Below are 15,933 nucleotides of genomic sequence, written 5' to 3'. Positions count from 1 at the left end.
CGGAAGCCATACCAAACGGCGAATGCTTGTTGCTTGAGATGCCCCGAGGGTCCTGCACGGACTTTCGGGGTTTTGCATTGTTGATTTGAGCCGACAGTCGGCGCGATCAACGACTGAAAGGACGGAGCGATGAAGGCACGTGTCAAATGGGTCGAGGAGCGCACCTTTGTCGGCGAATCCGGCAGCGGCCACAAGGTCGTGATGGGCACGGCGTCCAGCCCGGAGGGCAAGACGCCGGGACCGAGCCCGATGGAGCTGGTGCTGATCGGCACCGGCGGCTGCTCGGCCTATGACGTCGTGCACATCCTCGAGAGGGGGCGCGAGGCCGTCGATGATTGCGTGGTCGAGCTCGATTCCGACCGCTCCGAGGCCGATCCCAAAGTGTTCACCCGCATCCATATGCATTTCATCGTCAAGGGCCGGGCGCTGTCCAGCGACAAGGTCAAGCGGGCAATCGACCTTTCGATCGAAAAATACTGCTCGGCCTCCGCCATGCTGGCCAAGACCGCGACGATTACCCACGACTTTGAAGTCATCGATACGACCTCGAAATAAGCGGCCTACGAGACCATCAGCGCCTTGATGCCATCTGCCACGAACTGCACGGCCAGTGCCGCCAGGATAACCCCGAGCAGGCGGGTCAGGATCGAGCGGCCGGTCTGGCCGAGGATGCGGTCGATGCGTTCCGACAGCACGAACACCAGATAGGTTATGACGAGGCAGACGAAAATGATGCCGACCAGGGCCGCCTGCGCGGCAAAGCCCTGAAACGAGCCGGAGAGCAGCACCGTCGCTGAAATCGCGCCAGGCCCGGCGATCAGTGGGATCGCCAGCGGGAAGGCGGCGATGTTGTGGATCATGTCCTTGGTGATGGCGACGTCGCCGATCTTCTCCTTGCGGTCCTGCCGGCGCTCGAAGACCATTTCGAAGGCGATGAAGAACAGCAGGAACCCGCCGGCGACGCGGAACGCCGGCAGGGTGATGCCGAACACCGACAGGATAGAGGCGCCGGCCAGCGCAAACAACGCCATCACCAGAAAACCGATGATCGAGGCACGGACGGAAACTTGGCTGCGCTCCTCGCGATTCATGCCGCGTGTGACGGCCAGGAACAGAGGCGCCAGGCCGGGCGGATCGATGGTCACGAGAATGGTGACGAAGGCATTGAACAGGCTGTCGAAACTCGGCATCGCTGACCCTCCCACCGGGCCAGGCCCGTACCCGCATTGGTAGTGCAAAGCCCGGTCGGTGGGAACTGTCAGGACTGCGAAACTACAGCTCTCGACGGTTAGCCGGCAGTGCCGCAATAGGCCTCCAGGCGATAGCCGTCCGGATCGACGACGAAGGCCGCGTAGTAGTTCTCGCCATAGTCGGCGCGCAGGCCCGGCGCGCCATTGTCGCTACCGCCTTCGCGCAACGCTCCGGCATGAAAGGCATCGACGCTATCCCGTGTCGGCGCCGCGAAGCAGAAATGCAGGCCGGATTTTTCGTCCGCCGGCACCGGCCGCGCCGCCTCATTGACCCATAGCGCGACACCCAGGGCGCCATAGCCGAGCGAACCCGGCGATTGGCTGACGCAAGTGAAGCCGAGCGGCATTAGCGCGGCATCGTAGAAACGTTTGGAGGCGGTGACGTCGCGAACGCCGATCGAGATATGATTGAACATCGTTTTCTCCATTCTTACAATGCTTTGCGGTGTCAACTTCTTGCTGATCGGTGCGCCAGGAATTCCACCTCGGGCCGCCATGTCGCACCATCGTCCTGTGAACGTTCGCCGAGCCATCGGAAGGAATTTTCGGTGATCCGCGAAAAGCTCCAGCGCACGGAGGAGCCGGTGTCATCGGCGCCGACCTGCACGATGGTGTCGCCTTCGGCGCGGCCGAGCTGGCGGCTGAAATACTGGTTGCGCGGGTCGCTCCAGAAAATGTGCCAGGCGTCGACGCGGGGGTCATAGACCCGCAGCGTCGTGCCATAAAAAGTCCATTTGCCGAGCGACGGCGAGGAACCGGCGTCACGCGCGGGCAGGATCCAGACATCCTGGATCGCCCGGCCTTCCAGAACCCAGCCGAAATGCACCTCGCCACGTCCGGTCAGCACCGTGCCGTCCTCGAGATGGCGCGAGGCGTCAAACGTCCAGGCACCGACGAAGCGGCCATAAAGGTTCAGTTTTTCGGCGAGACCTTCCATCGGTCCGGGACTGTGCAAGGCTTCGGCAAATGAGGATTGGTCGAACACGGCAGCGGCCTCTTCTTGTCAGGAGATCGCCAAGAGTAAGTGCTGGCAGGGTTCTGGGCTTGGGAAAAATTGCTATATTTTGGCCATGACGGCGACCGCGGATACCCTTGCATCCGGACCCGGTTGGCACGTGGCGGATGTAATCTGCACGGCCAGCGCCGGCGATCGGCCATTCGAGGAAGCGCATCGGGATTTCTGCGTTGCGGCCGTCACCAGCGGCTCGTTCCGCTACCGCGCGCAGCAAGGCACGGCAGTGCTCGCGCCAGGCAGCCTCCTGCTTGGCAATTCCGGCACATGCTACGAATGCGGGCACGAGCACGGCAATGGCGACCGTTGCCTCTCCTTCCATTTCGGGTCGGCCTATATGGACCGGATCGTGGCCGACGTGCCGGGCGCCAGGACGCTCAGCTTCGCGGCGCCACGCCTGCCGCCGTTACAGGCCTTGGCGCCGCTGCTGGCCGAGGCGGAAGCCGCGCGCGACATGGCCGACACGGACGCATTCGAGGAACTCGCCCTGCGCGTCGCGGGTGCCGCCGTGGCAACGCTCTCCGGCGACACGCATGCCGGGTGCGATCCAAGCCGCCGCGACCAGAAAAGGGTTGCCGAGGCGGTGCGGCGGATCGAACTGGATGCCGACGGGCCGATCTCGCTTCCGGCGTTGGCGGATGAGACCGCGACCAGTCCCTATCATTTCCTGCGCATCTTCCGGCAGGTCGCCGGCATGACGCCCTATCAGTACCTGCTCAGGACCCGGTTGCATCGCGCGGCGGTGCGATTGCGCACGGCCAACGATGCCATCTCGGCAATTGCTTTCGAGGCCGGCTTCAACGATCTGTCGACGTTCAATCGCCGGTTTCGGCGTGTCATGGGCGAGACGCCGGGCCGCTATCGCGCCAGGCGCGCGGGCCGCGGCTGAAAATCGCGTCACACCCGCGGCATCCGTCCATGATCGGCCAGCATGGCGAGGCCGCCGGCAAACAGTGGCGTGACCGTCGAAGAAAGGTGGCGATTGGCGCCGAACAGGGCAAACGCCACCGAACCGGCGACAAAGGCGAAAAAGCCGAGCTCTGGAGCAAAACCGCCGAGCCTGGCTGTCGCCATCTGTTCGGGAATAGCGATCGCGGCCAGTGTCACGCCCGCGATCAGGTCACCATTGAGATCCCGGGCCTGCCAGCCGCTCAGCGCCCGGAAAGGCGGCCATAGGCTCCAATTCATGGTGATCGCGGCTTTTGCTTGGGGAGTTGGTCCATTGCCGGCTTTTGCCTTGGCGGCGGCGAAAAGCATAATGGCCATATCGTCGCAATTAGCGGTATCCTTTTGAAATCACCACCGAAAATGACACTGGAAAAGTGCCGTGAACGTTGGAGTTTCGGCCGTGCTTCCTATATAAGCGGGCAGTGATTCCTGATTAGATTGTGATACGATTTGACCGACCAAAAGACACCGCGCGGCGCCGACGGCGGGCCTACCGGCATTGAACCCATCTCCATCATCGAGGAGATGCAGAGTTCTTATCTCTCTTACGCCATGAGCGTGATCGTCAGCCGTGCGTTGCCCGATGTGCGCGATGGCCTGAAGCCGGTGCACCGCCGCATTCTCTATGCTGCGCATGAGAGCGGCTACCACTGGAACCGCAAATATGTGAAATCGGCGCGTCCGGTAGCCGACGTGATGGGTAAATACCATCCGCATGGCGATGCCTCGATCTATGACGCCTTGGTGCGCATGGCGCAGGATTGGTCGCTGCGCGTGCCGCTGATCGACGGGCAAGGCAATTTCGGCTCGATCGATGGCGATCCGCCGGCGGCGATGCGCTATACCGAATCGCGCCTGACCAAGGTCGCGCACGAGCTTCTGGAGGATATCGACAAGGACACCGTCGATTTCCAGGACACTTATGATGCTTCGGACACCGAGCCGAAGGTTCTGCCGGCGCGCTTTCCCAATCTGCTGGTCAACGGCTCGGGCGGTATTGCCGTCGGCATGGCCACCAACATCCCACCGCACAATCTCGGTGAAGTCTGCAACGCCGCCATTGCCGTCATCGACAATCCGGCGATCGACCTGCCGGCGCTGATGGAGATCATTCCAGGCCCCGATTTCCCGACCGGCGGCATCGTGCTTGGCCGCTCCGGCATCTATAGCGCCTATTCCACCGGCCGCGGCTCCATCGTCATGCGCGGCAAGGTCAACATCGAACAGCGCGGCAACGACCGCGAATCGATCATCATCACCGAGGTTCCCTACCAGGTGAACAAGGCCTCGATGATCGAGAAGATGGCCGAACTGGTGCGCGACAAGCGCGTCGAGGGCATTTCGGACATCCGCGACGAAAGCGACCGTCAGGGTTATCGCGTCGTTATCGAGCTCAAGCGCGACGCCGTTGCCGACGTTGTCCTCAACCAGCTCTACCGGTTCACGCCGCTGCAGACGTCCTTCGGCGCCAACATGGTGGCGCTAAACGGCGGCAAGCCGGAGCTGCTGAACCTGATCGACATGCTGACGGCCTTCGTCACCTTCCGCGAGGAGGTGATCAGCCGGCGGACAAAGTTCCTGCTCCGCAAGGCGCGCGACCGCGCCCATGTGCTGGTTGGTCTGGCCATCGCCGTTGCCAACATCGATGAGGTGATCAAGCTTATACGTACCGCGCCGGATCCGCAGACGGCGCGCGAGCAGTTGATGGAGCGGCGCTGGCCTTCGGGTGACGTTGAATCGCTGATCCTTCTGATCGACGATCCGCGCCACCGCATCAACGAGGACGGCACCTACAATCTGTCCGAGGAACAGGCGCGCGCCATCCTCGAACTGCGCCTGCAGCGCCTGACCGCGCTCGGCCGCGACGAAATCGCCGATGAGTTGAACACGATCGGCGACGAGATCAAGGACTACCTCGACATCCTGTCGTCTCGCGCGCGTATCCAGCAGATCGTCAAGGACGAACTCGCCGCCGTGCGCGACGAGTTCGGCACGCCACGCCGCACCGAGCTCACTGACGGCGGCGCGGACATGGAAGACGAGGACCTGATCCAGCGCGAGGACATGGTCGTGACGGTGAGCCATTCCGGCTACATCAAGCGCGTGCCGCTTTCGCTGTACCGGGCGCAGCGCCGCGGTGGCAAGGGCCGCTCCGGCATGTCGACCAAGGAAGAGGATTTCGTCACCCGGCTGTTCGTCGCCAACACGCACACGCCGGTGCTGTTCTTCTCCTCGCGCGGCATCGTCTACAAGGAAAAGGTCTGGCGCCTGCCGATCGGCAACCCGCAGTCACGCGGCAAGGCACTGATCAATATGCTGCCGCTGGAGCAGGGCGAGCGCATCACCACGATCATGCCGCTGCCCGAGGACGAGACGAGCTGGGGCGAACTCGACGTGATGTTCGCCACCACGCGCGGCACCGTGCGCCGCAACAAACTGTCCGACTTCGTACAGGTCAACCGCAACGGCAAGATCGCCATGAAGCTGGAGGAGGAGGGCGACGAAATCCTCGGCGTCGAGACCTGCACCGATAATGACGACGTGCTTCTGACGGCGAATTCGGGTCAGTGCATTCGCTTCTCGGTCGGCGACGTGCGCGTCTTCCAGAGCCGGAACTCCGTCGGCGTGCGCGGCATAACCATGGCCGCGACCGACCGCATCATCTCCATGTCGGTGATAGAGCATGTCGATGCTTCACCGGCGGAACGCGCCGCTTACCTCAAGCGGGCGGCGTCGGAGCGGCGGCTTGCCGCCGAGACGGCTGGAGAGGAAGAAGAGATCGCGCTCACCAATGAGGAGATCGGCGAGGAGACCGAGCTTCCAGACGATCGCTACGAATTCCTCAAGGCGCACGAGCAGTACGTGCTGACGGTGACCGAATATGGTTACGGCAAGCGTTCGTCGTCCTACGATTTCCGCCTGACTGGTCGTGGCGGCAAGGGCATCCGCGCCACCGACGTCTCGAAAACAACCGAAATCGGCCAGTTGGTGGCAACCTTCCCGGTCGGCAACGACGATCAGATCATGCTGGTGTCGGACGGCGGCACCGTCATTCGGGTGCCAGTCAACGGCATCCGTTTCGCCAGCCGCGCCACCAAGGGCGTGACCATCTTCAACACGGCTGAAGGTGAAAAGGTGGTTTCGGTCGAGCGGATTTCGGAGCCGCAATCGGACGAGGAAACGGAAGAGGCCGTGGGCGCGGAGTCGGACAGCGGTCCGGATAGCGCCGAATAGTCCCTGGAGCAGGCTTGACATACGCCGGCCGATGGGCGGCGTGGCAGCAAGTCGGGACTGACTTAGTAGTGACGATATGGCTTGCGCAAGCCAAAGCCTTCGAAGCGCTTGGTGGTTGCCTTGACGCGGATGCGCTGTGCCTCCTGGTGCAGCCCGAATACCGTGGCGATCAGCATGGCGACGGTCATCGCGGTGGCGAGCATGTAGATCAGCATGTGCGTGTTCTCCTGCGCCTTACAAACGGATATATGGGACTTTGGTTTCATCTTATTAAGGGTGGAACCTAGTGAACGCTGCGTGAAGGCTGCGTGATCAACGTATTCATCTGTCGTTCATGTGCCGGAAAAGGTTCACGGGCCACCTGCCAATCGGATTTGCCTTTGTGAGAGAGGCTCGCTAGAAGCTCCCGCATGACCGAACGCATCGCCCTTTATGCCGGCTCCTTCGACCCGCTGACCAACGGCCATCTCGATGTGCTGAAAGCGTCGCTGGCGGTTGCCGACATCGTTTATGCCGCGATCGGCATTCATCCGGGCAAGAAGCCGCTGTTTTCCTTCGAAGAGCGGGTGCGGTTGATCGAAGCCGCCACGAAAGCCGAATTCGGCCGCGACGGCGCCCGCATCAAAGTGGTCGCTTTCGATGGGCTGGTGATCGATGCCGCCAGACGAGAAGGCGCCTCGATCATGATCCGCGGTCTGCGCGACGGCACCGATCTCGACTACGAGATGCAGATGGCCGGCATGAACGAAACCATGGCGCCTGAGTTGCAGACGGTTTTCCTGCCCGCCAGCCCATCGGTGCGCACCATTACCGCCACACTTGTGCGCCAGATAGCCTCGATGGGTGGCGACATCCGCCCCTTCGTGCCGGCGGCCGTGGCCGGTGCGCTCACCGCAAAATTCGCGAAATAAGCCCGGAGAAAATCCTCATGCAGCTCAAAAGGCTCGCCTCATTCTTTGTTGTGCTCGCCGGTCTCTTGACCGCGTCCGTTTCCGCCCATGCCGCCGATCCGGAAAACACCATGATCATCACCCTGAAAGATGGCGACGTGACTGTCGCCCTGCGCCCCGACCTGGCGCCCAAGCATGTCGCACAGATCAAGAAGCTGGTGCGCGATCATGCCTATGACAATGTTGCTTTTCATCGTGTCATCGACGGCTTCATGGCGCAGACCGGCGACGTCAAGTTCGGCAACATGAACAAGGGTTTCAATGCCCAGGCCGTCGGCACCGGCGGCTCGGACCTGCCCGACCTGCCGGCCGAATTCTCGCAGACCGAGCATTACAAGCGTGGCGTGGTCGGCATGGCCCGTTCGCAGGATCCGAACTCCGCCAATTCGCAGTTCTTCATCATGTTCGCACCGGCACCGCCGCTCGATGGCCAGTACACAATCATCGGCAATGTCGTCAGCGGCATGGAGCTGGTGGACAAGATCAAAAAGGGCGACGAGGCGGACAATGGCACGGTCACCGATCCCGACCGCATGATCAAAGTGCGCATCGCTGCCGACAAATAATTCAATTTTTCAAAAGGATATCTGACATGGCCGAGATCAAGGACCGCGAGAACGCGCTCATCATGGAAACGACCAAGGGCGAGGTCGTCATCGAACTGTTTCCCGATTTGGCCCCCGGCCATGTCGCCCGCATCAAGGAACTGGCCCGCGAAGGCGCCTATGACGGCGTCGTCTTCCATCGCGTCATCGAAGGCTTCATGGCGCAGACCGGCGACGTCAAGTTCGGCAATTCGAGCAAGCCTTCGTTTGCGCCATCGCGCGCCGGCATGGGCGGCTCTGAAAAGCCTGACCTGAAGGCTGAATTCTCCAACGCGAACCACGGCCGCGGCACCTGCTCGATGGCCCGTTCGCAGAACCCGAACTCGGCCAACTCGCAGTTCTTCATCTGCTTCGACGATGCCGCGTTCCTCAACCGCCAGTACACGGTTTGGGGCCAGGTCATCGAAGGCATGGACAATATCGACAAGATCAAGCGCGGCGAGCCGGTGCAGGATCCCGACAAGATCGTGTCGCTGAAGGTCGCGGCCGACGTCAAGTAAGGCGAAACGACAATGATGGGCGTCGTCTGGTCGCTTCTCGGCATCCTGTCCGGCGCCTTCATTGCCATTCAGGCGCCGATCAATTCGCAGCTTGCGCGCGGCCTGGGTCTCCCGGTCGCGGCCGCCGCGTTTTCGTTCCTGTCGGGTGCGATCGTACTCGGCATCATCTCCGTCACGGTGGTGAAGCTGCAAGAGATTTCGCTCGACTGGAAGGCGCCGGCACCCTGGTTGTTCGTCGCCGGCGGCATGCTCGGCGGCTTCTACGTCACGCTTTCAACTATCCTGACGCCGCGCATTGGTGCGGCCGCCCTGATGGCGTTCCTGGTGGCCGGTCAGTTGATCGCCGGCATGCTCATCGACCGCGTCGGCTTCCTTGGTGTCGCTGTGCGCGAAATCTCGCTCGGCCGGATCGCCGGCGCCGTGCTTCTGCTGGCCGGAGCGCTGCTCGTTCGGCTGTACTGATGCGCGTCGACCTCTTCGATTTCGACCTGCCGGAGGAGCGCATCGCGCTTCGCCCGGCAGAGCCGCGCGACAGCGCCAAAATGCTCGTCATCGAGCCGGGCAAGGGGCTGGAGGACCGCACGGTTGGCGATCTGCCGTCCTTGCTCCGCACCGGCGACGTGCTGGTCTTCAACGACACCAAGGTCATTCCAGCGCAGCTGAAAGGGATCAGGCGGCGCGGCGAGGCGGTGGCGCAGGTCGAGGCCACGCTGCACATGCGCAAGGCTCCAGACCGTTGGCTGGCGTTCATGCGGCCGGGAAAGCGCATCGCCGCCGGCGACCGCATCCATTTCGGCCATGACGGCAATTCCTGTTTCCTCGGCCAGGTCGATGCCACGGTGATCGAGAAGGGCGAGGGCGGCGAAGCGCTGCTCGGCTTTGACCTATCCGGTCCCTTCCTCGACGAGGCGCTGCACGCGGTCGGCCACATTCCGCTGCCGCCCTACATCGCCTCGAAGCGCGATGACGACGAGCGCGACCGTGCCGACTACCAGACCATCTATGCCCGGGAAGAAGGTGCCGTTGCCGCGCCTACCGCTGGCCTGCATTTCACGCCGGAGCTTTTTGCGGCGCTGGACGCCAAGGGGGTCGAGCGCCGCTTCGTCACCTTACATGTGGGCGCCGGTACGTTCCTTCCTGTGAAGGCGGACGACACCGCCGACCACAAAATGCATGCCGAGATCGGCTCGGTCAGCCCGGCGACCGCCGATGCGCTCAACGCCGCGAAGGCAAGGGGCGGGCGCATCATCGCCGTGGGTACGACTTCGCTGCGCCTGCTCGAGAGCGCGGCGCGTGAAGACGGCACGCTGGCGCCATGGTCAGGCCCGACCGACATCTTCATCACGCCCGGCTACCGCTTTCGCACCGCCGACATGCTGATGACCAATTTCCATCTGCCGCGCTCGACGCTGTTCATGCTGGTTTCGGCCTTCAGCGGCCTCGACACGATGCGTGCCGCCTATGCGCATGCCATAACGAACCGCTACAGGTTCTACTCCTATGGCGACGCAAGCCTGCTTTACCGAGCGGAGATGAGCGATGGACGATGATCTGCAAACCCTCGATCGCGAAAGCCTGATCGCGGAAGTGAAAAAGCTGCGCGCCGGCATTCGCGCACACCGCGACACCACAGGGCACGATCTGTGCTGGCATCACCCCGATCTGTGGGACCTGCTGCCTGAGAAGACCACGCCGTCGATCGCTGTGCCCCCCTGGCCCAAATTCATGCGCGGCTGCATCCGATATCGCCAATCGCTCGACAGGCAGGCGCCGGATGCGCCGGTCCACGACAAGGAATTCAATGGCTGAGACGTTCACCTTCAAGGTGCTGGCGACCGATGGCAAGGCGCGGCGCGGCTTGATCGACATGCCGCGCGGCCAAATCCGCACACCGGCCTTCATGCCGGTCGGCACCGGTGGCACGGTCAAGGCCATGTACATGGACCAGGTGCGCGGCGTCGGCGCCGACATCATCCTTGGCAACACCTATCACCTGATGCTGCGGCCCGGGGCCGAGCGCGTGGCGCGGCTCGGCGGTCTGCACGAATTCGCCCGCTGGCCGCACCCGATCCTGACCGACAGCGGCGGATTCCAGGTGATGTCTCTGTCGAAGCTAAGGAAGCTGACCGAGAAAGGCGTCACCTTCCGTTCGCACATCGATGGCGCGGCTTATGAAATGTCACCGGAGCGCTCCATAGAAATTCAAGGGCTGCTCGATTCCGACATCCAGATGCAGCTCGACGAATGCACGGCGCTGCCCGCCGAGATGAAAGAGATCGAGCGCGCCATGGAATTGTCGCTACGCTGGGCGGAGCGCTGCAAGGCGGCGTTCGGCGACCAGCCGGGCAAGGCGATGTTCGGCATCGTGCAGGGTGGTGACAACGCGGCGCTCAGGGTGCGCTCGGCGCAGGCGCTGAGCGCGATGGACCTGAAGGGCTATGCTGTCGGCGGCCTGGCTGTCGGCGAGCCGCAAGCAGTGATGCTCGACATGCTCGACATCACGTGCCCGGAACTGCCCGACAACAAGCCGCGCTATCTCATGGGCGTGGGAACGCCGGACGATATCCTGAAATCGGTGGCGCGCGGCATCGACATGTTCGACTGCGTGATGCCGACGAGGGCCGGCCGGCATGGTCTTGCCTATACCAGGCGCGGCAAGGTCAATCTGCGCAACGCCCGCCACGCCGACGATCCGCGCCCGCTCGACGACGAGAGCGATTGCCCCGCGGCGCGCGACTATTCGCGCGCCTATCTGCACCATCTGGTGCGCTCGCAGGAGGCGCTCGGGGCGATGCTGCTGACCTGGAACAACCTTTCCTATTACCAGAAGCTGATGCAGGACATCCGGGCCGCGATCGAGGCGGGCAGCTTCGAGGCACGCGGCGCCGATATCAGCGAAGGCTGGGCGAGAGGCGACATCCCGGCGTTGTAACGCACCGACGCTGCAGCGCTCAGGTGCTCAGCGAGTTCGAAGCGCGCAGGCTGCAGCCGGTGATCTGGAAGGTGCCGTCGGGCTGTTGCTGCAGCGTGTAGACCGCCTCGTAGTCCTTGCCGTCGGGGCCGACGATCAGCACGTGCTGGACGATCGAACCCGAGCCGGTCTCCTCGAACTTGCCGAAGGAATAGGACTGCGGCTTGCGCACCGGTGGGTAGCCGTTGGTCACCATGTTCATGAAGGCATCGACGGTCGGGAAGACCTGCTTCACGTTCGGGGCGGCGAAGCTATAGGCCTTGGCGCCGTCATTGGCGATGAGGGCCTTCAATTGACCGTCGATGACGGCCTGGCCAGCCTTGATCTCGGCGTCGCCGGCAAACGCTTGGGAAGCCAGCATGAGCGAAACGAACGCGAATGCGAAAAAGCCGCGGCGCATGGCCTGTCTCCACCGTCCATCGAGAAGCCGCCTCCAGCAAAAGCTGTTCCGGGCGGCATCCTAACATACGGGTGGCGGCGCTTCACGGTTTCAGCGGGCGGCAATATTCGTCCCGCCGCGGCGAATTCTTACGCGTAAGCTTCCTTTAGGGCGGGGCTCTCATCGTGGACCCTGAGGGAGAGAGCATGCTGCGCGAGGCCGCGGCCAAGGCAAGCGCCGGCTAAGTGCGCATTCCAACGCTTGAAAGGCCGCCTCCAGTCTGCCAGAAGGGCCGCTGGACCTGGAAGTTAGCGGGACGAAGCCATGAAGGCGTTTTTCGTGCAGATCAAATGCGAGCTGGGCAAATCCTATGAGGTTGCCAGCGCGCTTGCCGATGCCGAGATCGCCTCGGAAATCTACTCCACCGCCGGCAATTACGATCTGCTCGCCAAATTCTATGTCGACGATGAGGAAGACGTCGGCCATTTCGTCAACGAAAAGGTGCAGATTCTTCCCGGTATCAAGGACACGTTCACCGTCGTCACCTTCCGCGCCTTCTAGCCGCGCGGGGCATTTGCCCGGGCATGAGGCAGAGCCTGATCAAGCTCATATTTCAGCTGCCTCAATTTTAGGCAGCCGCAACATACTGATCGTCCGGATCTCCCAAATCACCGATTGCGCTTGATTTTCTCGAACGACGCCAGTGAAATGGCGTCACAGGGGAGTATGCGATTGGCAGCGTTCGATGAAATGCTTCCGGAGGTTTCCGGACTTAGACGACCGTATTCGGCTTACGATCGCTGGCTGAAGGAGCAGGATCCAGCCAGACTTACCGAAAAGATGCAGGACGCCGAACGCGTCTTCCGCAAGACCGGCATCACGTTTGCCGTTTATGGCGAGCAGGAAGCATCCGAGCGGCTGATCCCGTTCGATATCGTTCCCCGCATCATTTCAGGCAATGAGTGGCGTCGCCTGACGCAAGGCATCGAGCAGCGCGTACAGGCGCTGAACGCCTTCCTCGACGACATCTACCATCGCCAGGAAATCCTTCGCGCCGGCCGCGTTCCCAGGGACCTGATCGCCAGGAACGAGGCATTCCTGCCGGAAATGATCGGCGTGCGGCCGCCGGCCGGAGTTTATACCCACATCATCGGCGTCGACATCGTGCGTATCAGCGAGGACGAGTTCTATGTGCTGGAGGACAATGCGCGCACGCCGTCCGGTGTCTCCTACATGCTGGAGAACCGCGAAACGATGATGCAACTGTTCCCCGAGCTGTTCCAGAAGATCAAGGTGCGGCCAGTGGAGAATTATCCGCAGTTGTTGCGCCAGTCGCTGGCGGCGGTGCGGCCGCAGAACACCAAGGATGCGCCGACCATCGCGGTGCTGACGCCCGGCAGTTTCAATTCCGCCTATTTCGAACACGCCTTCCTTGCCGACCAGATGGGTGTGCAGCTGGTGGAGGGGCAGGATCTGCGCGTCGTCGATGGACATGTCGCGATGCGCACGACCGAAGGCTACAAGCAGATCGACGTTCTTTACCGCCGCGTGGATGATTCTTTCCTGGACCCGCTGACCTTCAGGCCGGATTCAGCTCTCGGCATACCCGGCATCATGGATGTATATCGCGCCGGTAACATCACCATCGCCAACGCACCGGGAACCGGCATCGCCGACGACAAGGCGATCTATTCCTATATGCCCGAGATCGTCGAATTCTACACCGGCCGCAAGGCAATCCTCGGCAACATCCCGACCTGGCGCTGTTCGGAGCCGGACAGCCTGAAATATGTGCTCGAGCATATCCACGAGTTGGTGATCAAGGAAGTGCATGGTTCGGGTGGCTACGGCATGCTGGTCGGACCGGCCGCGACCAAGAAGGAATGTCAGGATTTTGCCAAGAAGCTGCAAGCCAAACCGTCTAATTACATCGCCCAGCCGACGCTCGCGCTCTCGACCTGTCCGATCCTGACTGAAAAGGGCCTGGCGCCGCGCCACGTCGATCTCAGGCCCTATGTGCTGGTATCCGATCGCATCCAGATCGTGCCCGGTGGGCTGACGCGCGTTGCGCTGAAGGAAGGCTCGCTGGTGGTGAATTCCTCTCAGGGCGGCGGGACAAAAGACACTTGGGTGCTGGATGACTGAGCTGAGCGGGGGGACGCAGCGATCATGAAACCCATTCTTCCCTACTCCCTACTCCCTATTCGCTATTCGCTCGATATCAAGGCAAGCTGACATGCTTCTCGGCCGTACCGCGAACGGACTTTATTGGATGAACCGCTATATCGAGCGGGCCGAAAACATGGCGCGGCTGGTCGACGCCGGGCTGCGTATGGCGCTCACTCGCACCCAGAGCGCGTCGGAGGAGTGGAATTCGGTGCTGCTCAGCGCCGGCTCCGACGTCGCCTTCAAGCAGAAATATCCGGACTATACGGCGGCCAATGTCTCCGACTTCCTTTTGCGCGACACGTCGAACCCATCGAGCACGATGTCGTCGATCGAGACTGCCCGCAACAATGCGCGCATGGTGCGCACCGCGCTGACGCGCGAGACGTGGGAGAGCATCAACGAAGCCTGGATGGCGCTGAAACGCATGCTGGCGAGGCCGATCGACGAGCGCGACCTGCCCACCGTGCTCGATGCGATCAAGCGCGAGACCGCACTGATCCGCGGCTCGTTCTACGGCACCATGCTGCGCAACGAGATTTTCGACTTTTCGCAGCTCGGCACCTATGTCGAGCGCGCCGACAACACCGCCCGCATCCTTGACGTGAAATACTACGTGCTGCTGCCATCGATCTCCTGGGTCGGCTCGACGCTCGACAACTATCAGTGGGAATCGATCCTGCGCTCGGTGTCGGCGCATCGCTCCTATCGCTGGGTCTATGACGCCGACTACAAGCCGACCAATATCGCGGACTACCTGATCCTCAACGTCCGCATGCCGCGATCGCTGACCTTCTGCTACCGTTTCCTGGCAGAGCATCTGAAATTTCTCTCCGACGACTATGGCGAGCACCATGCGTGTCACGCAACGGCGGAAAAAACGCAGGCGATGCTGAGGGCAGGGTCGATCAAGGATATATTCGACGCCGGCCTGCATGAGTTCCTGGCCGGGTTCATCCGCGACAACACCAGGCTCGGCGACGAGATCGCGCAAGACTACAGGTTTTATTGAAACATGATCCCGAACCGAAGGACCGCGTCAGCGAAAGGTGGGTACCGGCTTTCGCCATGGATCATGCACTCGAACGGAAGATGGCCATGCGGCTGAAAATCACGCACCGGACAGAATACCGCTACGACGCACCGGTGCAGTATTTGCTCCAGAGGCTACGGCTGCTTCCCATGAGCGGGCCGACCCAGACCGTGCTGTCCTGGGCGCTGAAGGTCGAGGGCGCGCGCGAGGAAGTGCGATTTACCGACCATTACGGCAACGATAGCAGGCTGCTGAGCGTCGAGGGTGATCACGACTTCATCACAGTCGAAGCGTTGGGCGAGGTGGTGACGCGCGATACATCAGGTGTCAGCGGGCCGCATCAAGGCTTCGCGCCACTCTGGTTGTTCGCGCAGGAGACCGCTTTGACCACCATAGGCGGCGGCATCCGTGATCTTGCCGAGGCGCTCGGCAAGGGCACCGACCTTGACAGGCTGCACCGGCTGATGGCCGCCATCGGCGAGCGCGTCGCCTACACGCCGGGAACCACCAATGCGACGACTCCGGCCGAAGAGGCCTTGATGCTGAAGACCGGGGTTTGCCAGGATCATAGCCACATCTTTGCCGCCGCCGCACGCGCCATGGGATTTCCGGCCCGCTATGTCAGCGGCTATCTGATGATGGATGCGGCGGTGAAGCAGGCGGCGAGCCACGCCTGGGCCGAAGCCCATGTCGCGGGCCTCGGCTGGGTTGCCTTCGATCCCGCCAATGGTATTTCTCCCGACGAACGCTATGTGAAGGTGGCCACCGGCCGCGACTACCGTGACGCTTCGCCGGTGTCGGGAATTCGACTGGGACAGGCGGAAGAACTGCTTGCGGTCACCGTCACGGTAGAGCAGTAATCCCCCAGGGATTACTGCCTCAAGA

At 62.3% G+C, this 15,933-nt stretch carries 19 protein-coding genes and 1 pseudogene; 14 read left to right on the top strand and 6 right to left on the bottom strand.

Annotation, left to right across the window (positions count from 1 at the left end; genetic code table 11):
* The first annotated feature begins 129 nt into the window (after window positions 1-129).
* Window positions 130-555 carry an OsmC family protein gene (locus FJ434_RS01195; RefSeq protein WP_140750206.1) on the top strand — a complete coding sequence of 142 codons (426 nt, stop codon included), beginning with the start codon at window positions 130-132 and terminating at the stop codon, window positions 553-555.
* Window positions 556-560: 5 nt separating this feature from the next.
* Here the strand turns inward: FJ434_RS01195 and FJ434_RS01190 are convergent, their stop codons facing one another.
* From FJ434_RS01190 to FJ434_RS01180, 3 genes are all read right to left on the bottom strand, one after another.
* Window positions 561-1,190 carry a MarC family protein gene (locus tag FJ434_RS01190; RefSeq protein ID WP_140503730.1) on the bottom strand — a complete coding sequence of 210 codons (630 nt, stop codon included), beginning with the start codon at window positions 1,188-1,190 and terminating at the stop codon, window positions 561-563.
* A gap of 98 nt (window positions 1,191-1,288) precedes the next feature.
* A complete protein-coding gene (locus FJ434_RS01185; RefSeq protein WP_140503732.1) occupies window positions 1,289-1,666 on the bottom strand; it encodes a VOC family protein in 378 nt (125 codons plus the stop codon).
* A 32-nt stretch (window positions 1,667-1,698) separates the two neighbouring features.
* Entirely contained in the window at window positions 1,699-2,235 is a 537-nt protein-coding gene (locus tag FJ434_RS01180) for a hypothetical protein (RefSeq protein ID WP_140503734.1), read from the bottom strand.
* A gap of 85 nt (window positions 2,236-2,320) precedes the next feature.
* Between FJ434_RS01180 and FJ434_RS01175 the strand changes: the two genes are divergently transcribed.
* Complete coding sequence (locus FJ434_RS01175; protein WP_140750207.1) at window positions 2,321-3,151, top strand: AraC family transcriptional regulator; 831 nt, start codon at window positions 2,321-2,323, stop codon at window positions 3,149-3,151.
* A 35-nt stretch (window positions 3,152-3,186) separates the two neighbouring features.
* On the opposite strand, the pseudogene FJ434_RS01170 reads toward FJ434_RS01175, so the two are convergent.
* A pseudogene (locus tag FJ434_RS01170) lies at window positions 3,187-3,450 on the bottom strand (SulP family inorganic anion transporter); the annotation flags it as partial.
* A gap of 210 nt (window positions 3,451-3,660) precedes the next feature.
* Between FJ434_RS01170 and gyrA the strand changes: the two are divergent.
* The gene (gyrA, locus tag FJ434_RS01165; RefSeq protein WP_140750208.1) at window positions 3,661-6,444 is read left to right on the top strand and encodes a DNA gyrase subunit A; all 2,784 of its coding nucleotides are present in this window, start codon (window positions 3,661-3,663) and stop codon (window positions 6,442-6,444) included.
* Window positions 6,445-6,506: 62 nt separating this feature from the next.
* Here the strand turns inward: gyrA and FJ434_RS01160 are convergent, their stop codons facing one another.
* Window positions 6,507-6,659: a hypothetical protein gene (locus FJ434_RS01160; protein ID WP_015317717.1), complete on the bottom strand. Its 153-nt coding sequence runs from the start codon at window positions 6,657-6,659 to the stop codon at window positions 6,507-6,509.
* Between the two features lie 195 nt (window positions 6,660-6,854).
* Here FJ434_RS01160 and coaD point away from each other — a divergent pair, with 195 nt between their 5' ends.
* From coaD to tgt, 7 genes are read left to right on the top strand one after another with little or no spacing between them, the layout of a single operon-like run.
* The gene (coaD, locus tag FJ434_RS01155; protein WP_027144953.1) at window positions 6,855-7,355 is read left to right on the top strand and encodes a pantetheine-phosphate adenylyltransferase; all 501 of its coding nucleotides are present in this window, start codon (window positions 6,855-6,857) and stop codon (window positions 7,353-7,355) included.
* Window positions 7,356-7,372: 17 nt separating this feature from the next.
* Window positions 7,373-7,960, top strand: a complete 588-nt coding sequence (locus tag FJ434_RS01150) for a peptidylprolyl isomerase (protein ID WP_140503741.1) — start codon at window positions 7,373-7,375, stop codon at window positions 7,958-7,960.
* A gap of 26 nt (window positions 7,961-7,986) precedes the next feature.
* Window positions 7,987-8,499, top strand: a complete 513-nt coding sequence (locus FJ434_RS01145) for a peptidylprolyl isomerase (protein WP_140711728.1) — start codon at window positions 7,987-7,989, stop codon at window positions 8,497-8,499.
* 12 nt (window positions 8,500-8,511) lie between these two features.
* Complete coding sequence (locus FJ434_RS01140; RefSeq protein ID WP_140503745.1) at window positions 8,512-8,961, top strand: DMT family transporter; 450 nt, start codon at window positions 8,512-8,514, stop codon at window positions 8,959-8,961.
* Complete coding sequence (gene queA, locus FJ434_RS01135; RefSeq protein WP_140750209.1) at window positions 8,961-10,049, top strand: tRNA preQ1(34) S-adenosylmethionine ribosyltransferase-isomerase QueA; 1,089 nt, start codon at window positions 8,961-8,963, stop codon at window positions 10,047-10,049. The genes FJ434_RS01140 and queA overlap by 1 nt, the downstream gene beginning before the upstream one ends.
* Entirely contained in the window at window positions 10,039-10,308 is a 270-nt protein-coding gene (locus FJ434_RS01130) for a hypothetical protein (protein ID WP_140750210.1), read from the top strand. The genes queA and FJ434_RS01130 overlap by 11 nt, the downstream gene beginning before the upstream one ends.
* Complete coding sequence (tgt, locus tag FJ434_RS01125) at window positions 10,301-11,431, top strand: tRNA guanosine(34) transglycosylase Tgt (RefSeq protein WP_140750211.1); 1,131 nt, start codon at window positions 10,301-10,303, stop codon at window positions 11,429-11,431. Before FJ434_RS01130 ends, tgt begins: the two co-directional genes overlap by 8 nt.
* A 19-nt stretch (window positions 11,432-11,450) precedes the next feature.
* On the opposite strand, the gene FJ434_RS01120 is transcribed toward tgt, so the two are convergent.
* Complete coding sequence (locus FJ434_RS01120) at window positions 11,451-11,870, bottom strand: DUF4864 domain-containing protein (RefSeq protein ID WP_140503751.1); 420 nt, start codon at window positions 11,868-11,870, stop codon at window positions 11,451-11,453.
* A 303-nt stretch (window positions 11,871-12,173) separates the two neighbouring features.
* Between FJ434_RS01120 and FJ434_RS01115 the strand changes: the two genes are divergently transcribed.
* From FJ434_RS01115 to FJ434_RS01100, 4 genes are all read left to right on the top strand, one after another.
* Window positions 12,174-12,410, top strand: coding sequence for an Lrp/AsnC family transcriptional regulator (locus FJ434_RS01115; RefSeq protein WP_010909609.1), 237 nt, complete (start codon window positions 12,174-12,176; stop codon window positions 12,408-12,410).
* A 171-nt stretch (window positions 12,411-12,581) separates the two neighbouring features.
* Window positions 12,582-13,994 (top strand): circularly permuted type 2 ATP-grasp protein, encoded by a 1,413-nt coding sequence (locus tag FJ434_RS01110; RefSeq protein ID WP_181166003.1) that lies wholly within the window; start codon window positions 12,582-12,584, stop codon window positions 13,992-13,994.
* Window positions 13,995-14,085: 91 nt separating this feature from the next.
* Complete coding sequence (locus tag FJ434_RS01105; protein WP_140750213.1) at window positions 14,086-15,027, top strand: alpha-E domain-containing protein; 942 nt, start codon at window positions 14,086-14,088, stop codon at window positions 15,025-15,027.
* 86 nt (window positions 15,028-15,113) lie between these two features.
* A complete protein-coding gene (locus FJ434_RS01100; RefSeq protein ID WP_140503759.1) occupies window positions 15,114-15,908 on the top strand; it encodes a transglutaminase family protein in 795 nt (264 codons plus the stop codon).
* Window positions 15,909-15,933: the final 25 nt, after the last annotated feature.

Origin of the sequence: Mesorhizobium sp. B2-5-13 (genome assembly GCF_006440535.1) — a bacterium.
In the GTDB taxonomy this organism is placed as follows: domain Bacteria; phylum Pseudomonadota; class Alphaproteobacteria; order Rhizobiales; family Rhizobiaceae; genus Mesorhizobium; species Mesorhizobium salmacidum.
Note: the sequence above shows the minus strand (reverse complement) of the source record. Positions and strands in the feature narration are given on the sequence as shown.

Bases quoted from the DNA above. Each gene is read 5' to 3' on its own strand.
- FJ434_RS01115 (WP_010909609.1), top strand. From the start codon at position 12,174: ATGAAGGCGTTTTTCGTGCAGATCAAATGCGAGCTGGGCAAATCCTAT.
- FJ434_RS01145 (WP_140711728.1), top strand. From the start codon at position 7,987: ATGGCCGAGATCAAGGACCGCGAGAACGCGCTCATCATGGAAACGACC.
- FJ434_RS01190 (WP_140503730.1), bottom strand. From the start codon at position 1,190: ATGCCGAGTTTCGACAGCCTGTTCAATGCCTTCGTCACCATTCTCGTG.
- FJ434_RS01105 (WP_140750213.1), top strand. From the start codon at position 14,086: ATGCTTCTCGGCCGTACCGCGAACGGACTTTATTGGATGAACCGCTAT.
- queA (WP_140750209.1), top strand. From the start codon at position 8,961: ATGCGCGTCGACCTCTTCGATTTCGACCTGCCGGAGGAGCGCATCGCG.
- FJ434_RS01175 (WP_140750207.1), top strand. From the start codon at position 2,321: ATGACGGCGACCGCGGATACCCTTGCATCCGGACCCGGTTGGCACGTG.
- FJ434_RS01185 (WP_140503732.1), bottom strand. From the start codon at position 1,666: ATGTTCAATCATATCTCGATCGGCGTTCGCGACGTCACCGCCTCCAAA.
- FJ434_RS01150 (WP_140503741.1), top strand. From the start codon at position 7,373: ATGCAGCTCAAAAGGCTCGCCTCATTCTTTGTTGTGCTCGCCGGTCTC.
- FJ434_RS01195 (WP_140750206.1), top strand. From the start codon at position 130: ATGAAGGCACGTGTCAAATGGGTCGAGGAGCGCACCTTTGTCGGCGAA.
- tgt (WP_140750211.1), top strand. From the start codon at position 10,301: ATGGCTGAGACGTTCACCTTCAAGGTGCTGGCGACCGATGGCAAGGCG.
- FJ434_RS01160 (WP_015317717.1), bottom strand. From the start codon at position 6,659: ATGCTGATCTACATGCTCGCCACCGCGATGACCGTCGCCATGCTGATC.
- FJ434_RS01120 (WP_140503751.1), bottom strand. From the start codon at position 11,870: ATGCGCCGCGGCTTTTTCGCATTCGCGTTCGTTTCGCTCATGCTGGCT.
- FJ434_RS01100 (WP_140503759.1), top strand. From the start codon at position 15,114: ATGCGGCTGAAAATCACGCACCGGACAGAATACCGCTACGACGCACCG.
- FJ434_RS01140 (WP_140503745.1), top strand. From the start codon at position 8,512: ATGATGGGCGTCGTCTGGTCGCTTCTCGGCATCCTGTCCGGCGCCTTC.
- FJ434_RS01130 (WP_140750210.1), top strand. From the start codon at position 10,039: ATGGACGATGATCTGCAAACCCTCGATCGCGAAAGCCTGATCGCGGAA.
- coaD (WP_027144953.1), top strand. From the start codon at position 6,855: ATGACCGAACGCATCGCCCTTTATGCCGGCTCCTTCGACCCGCTGACC.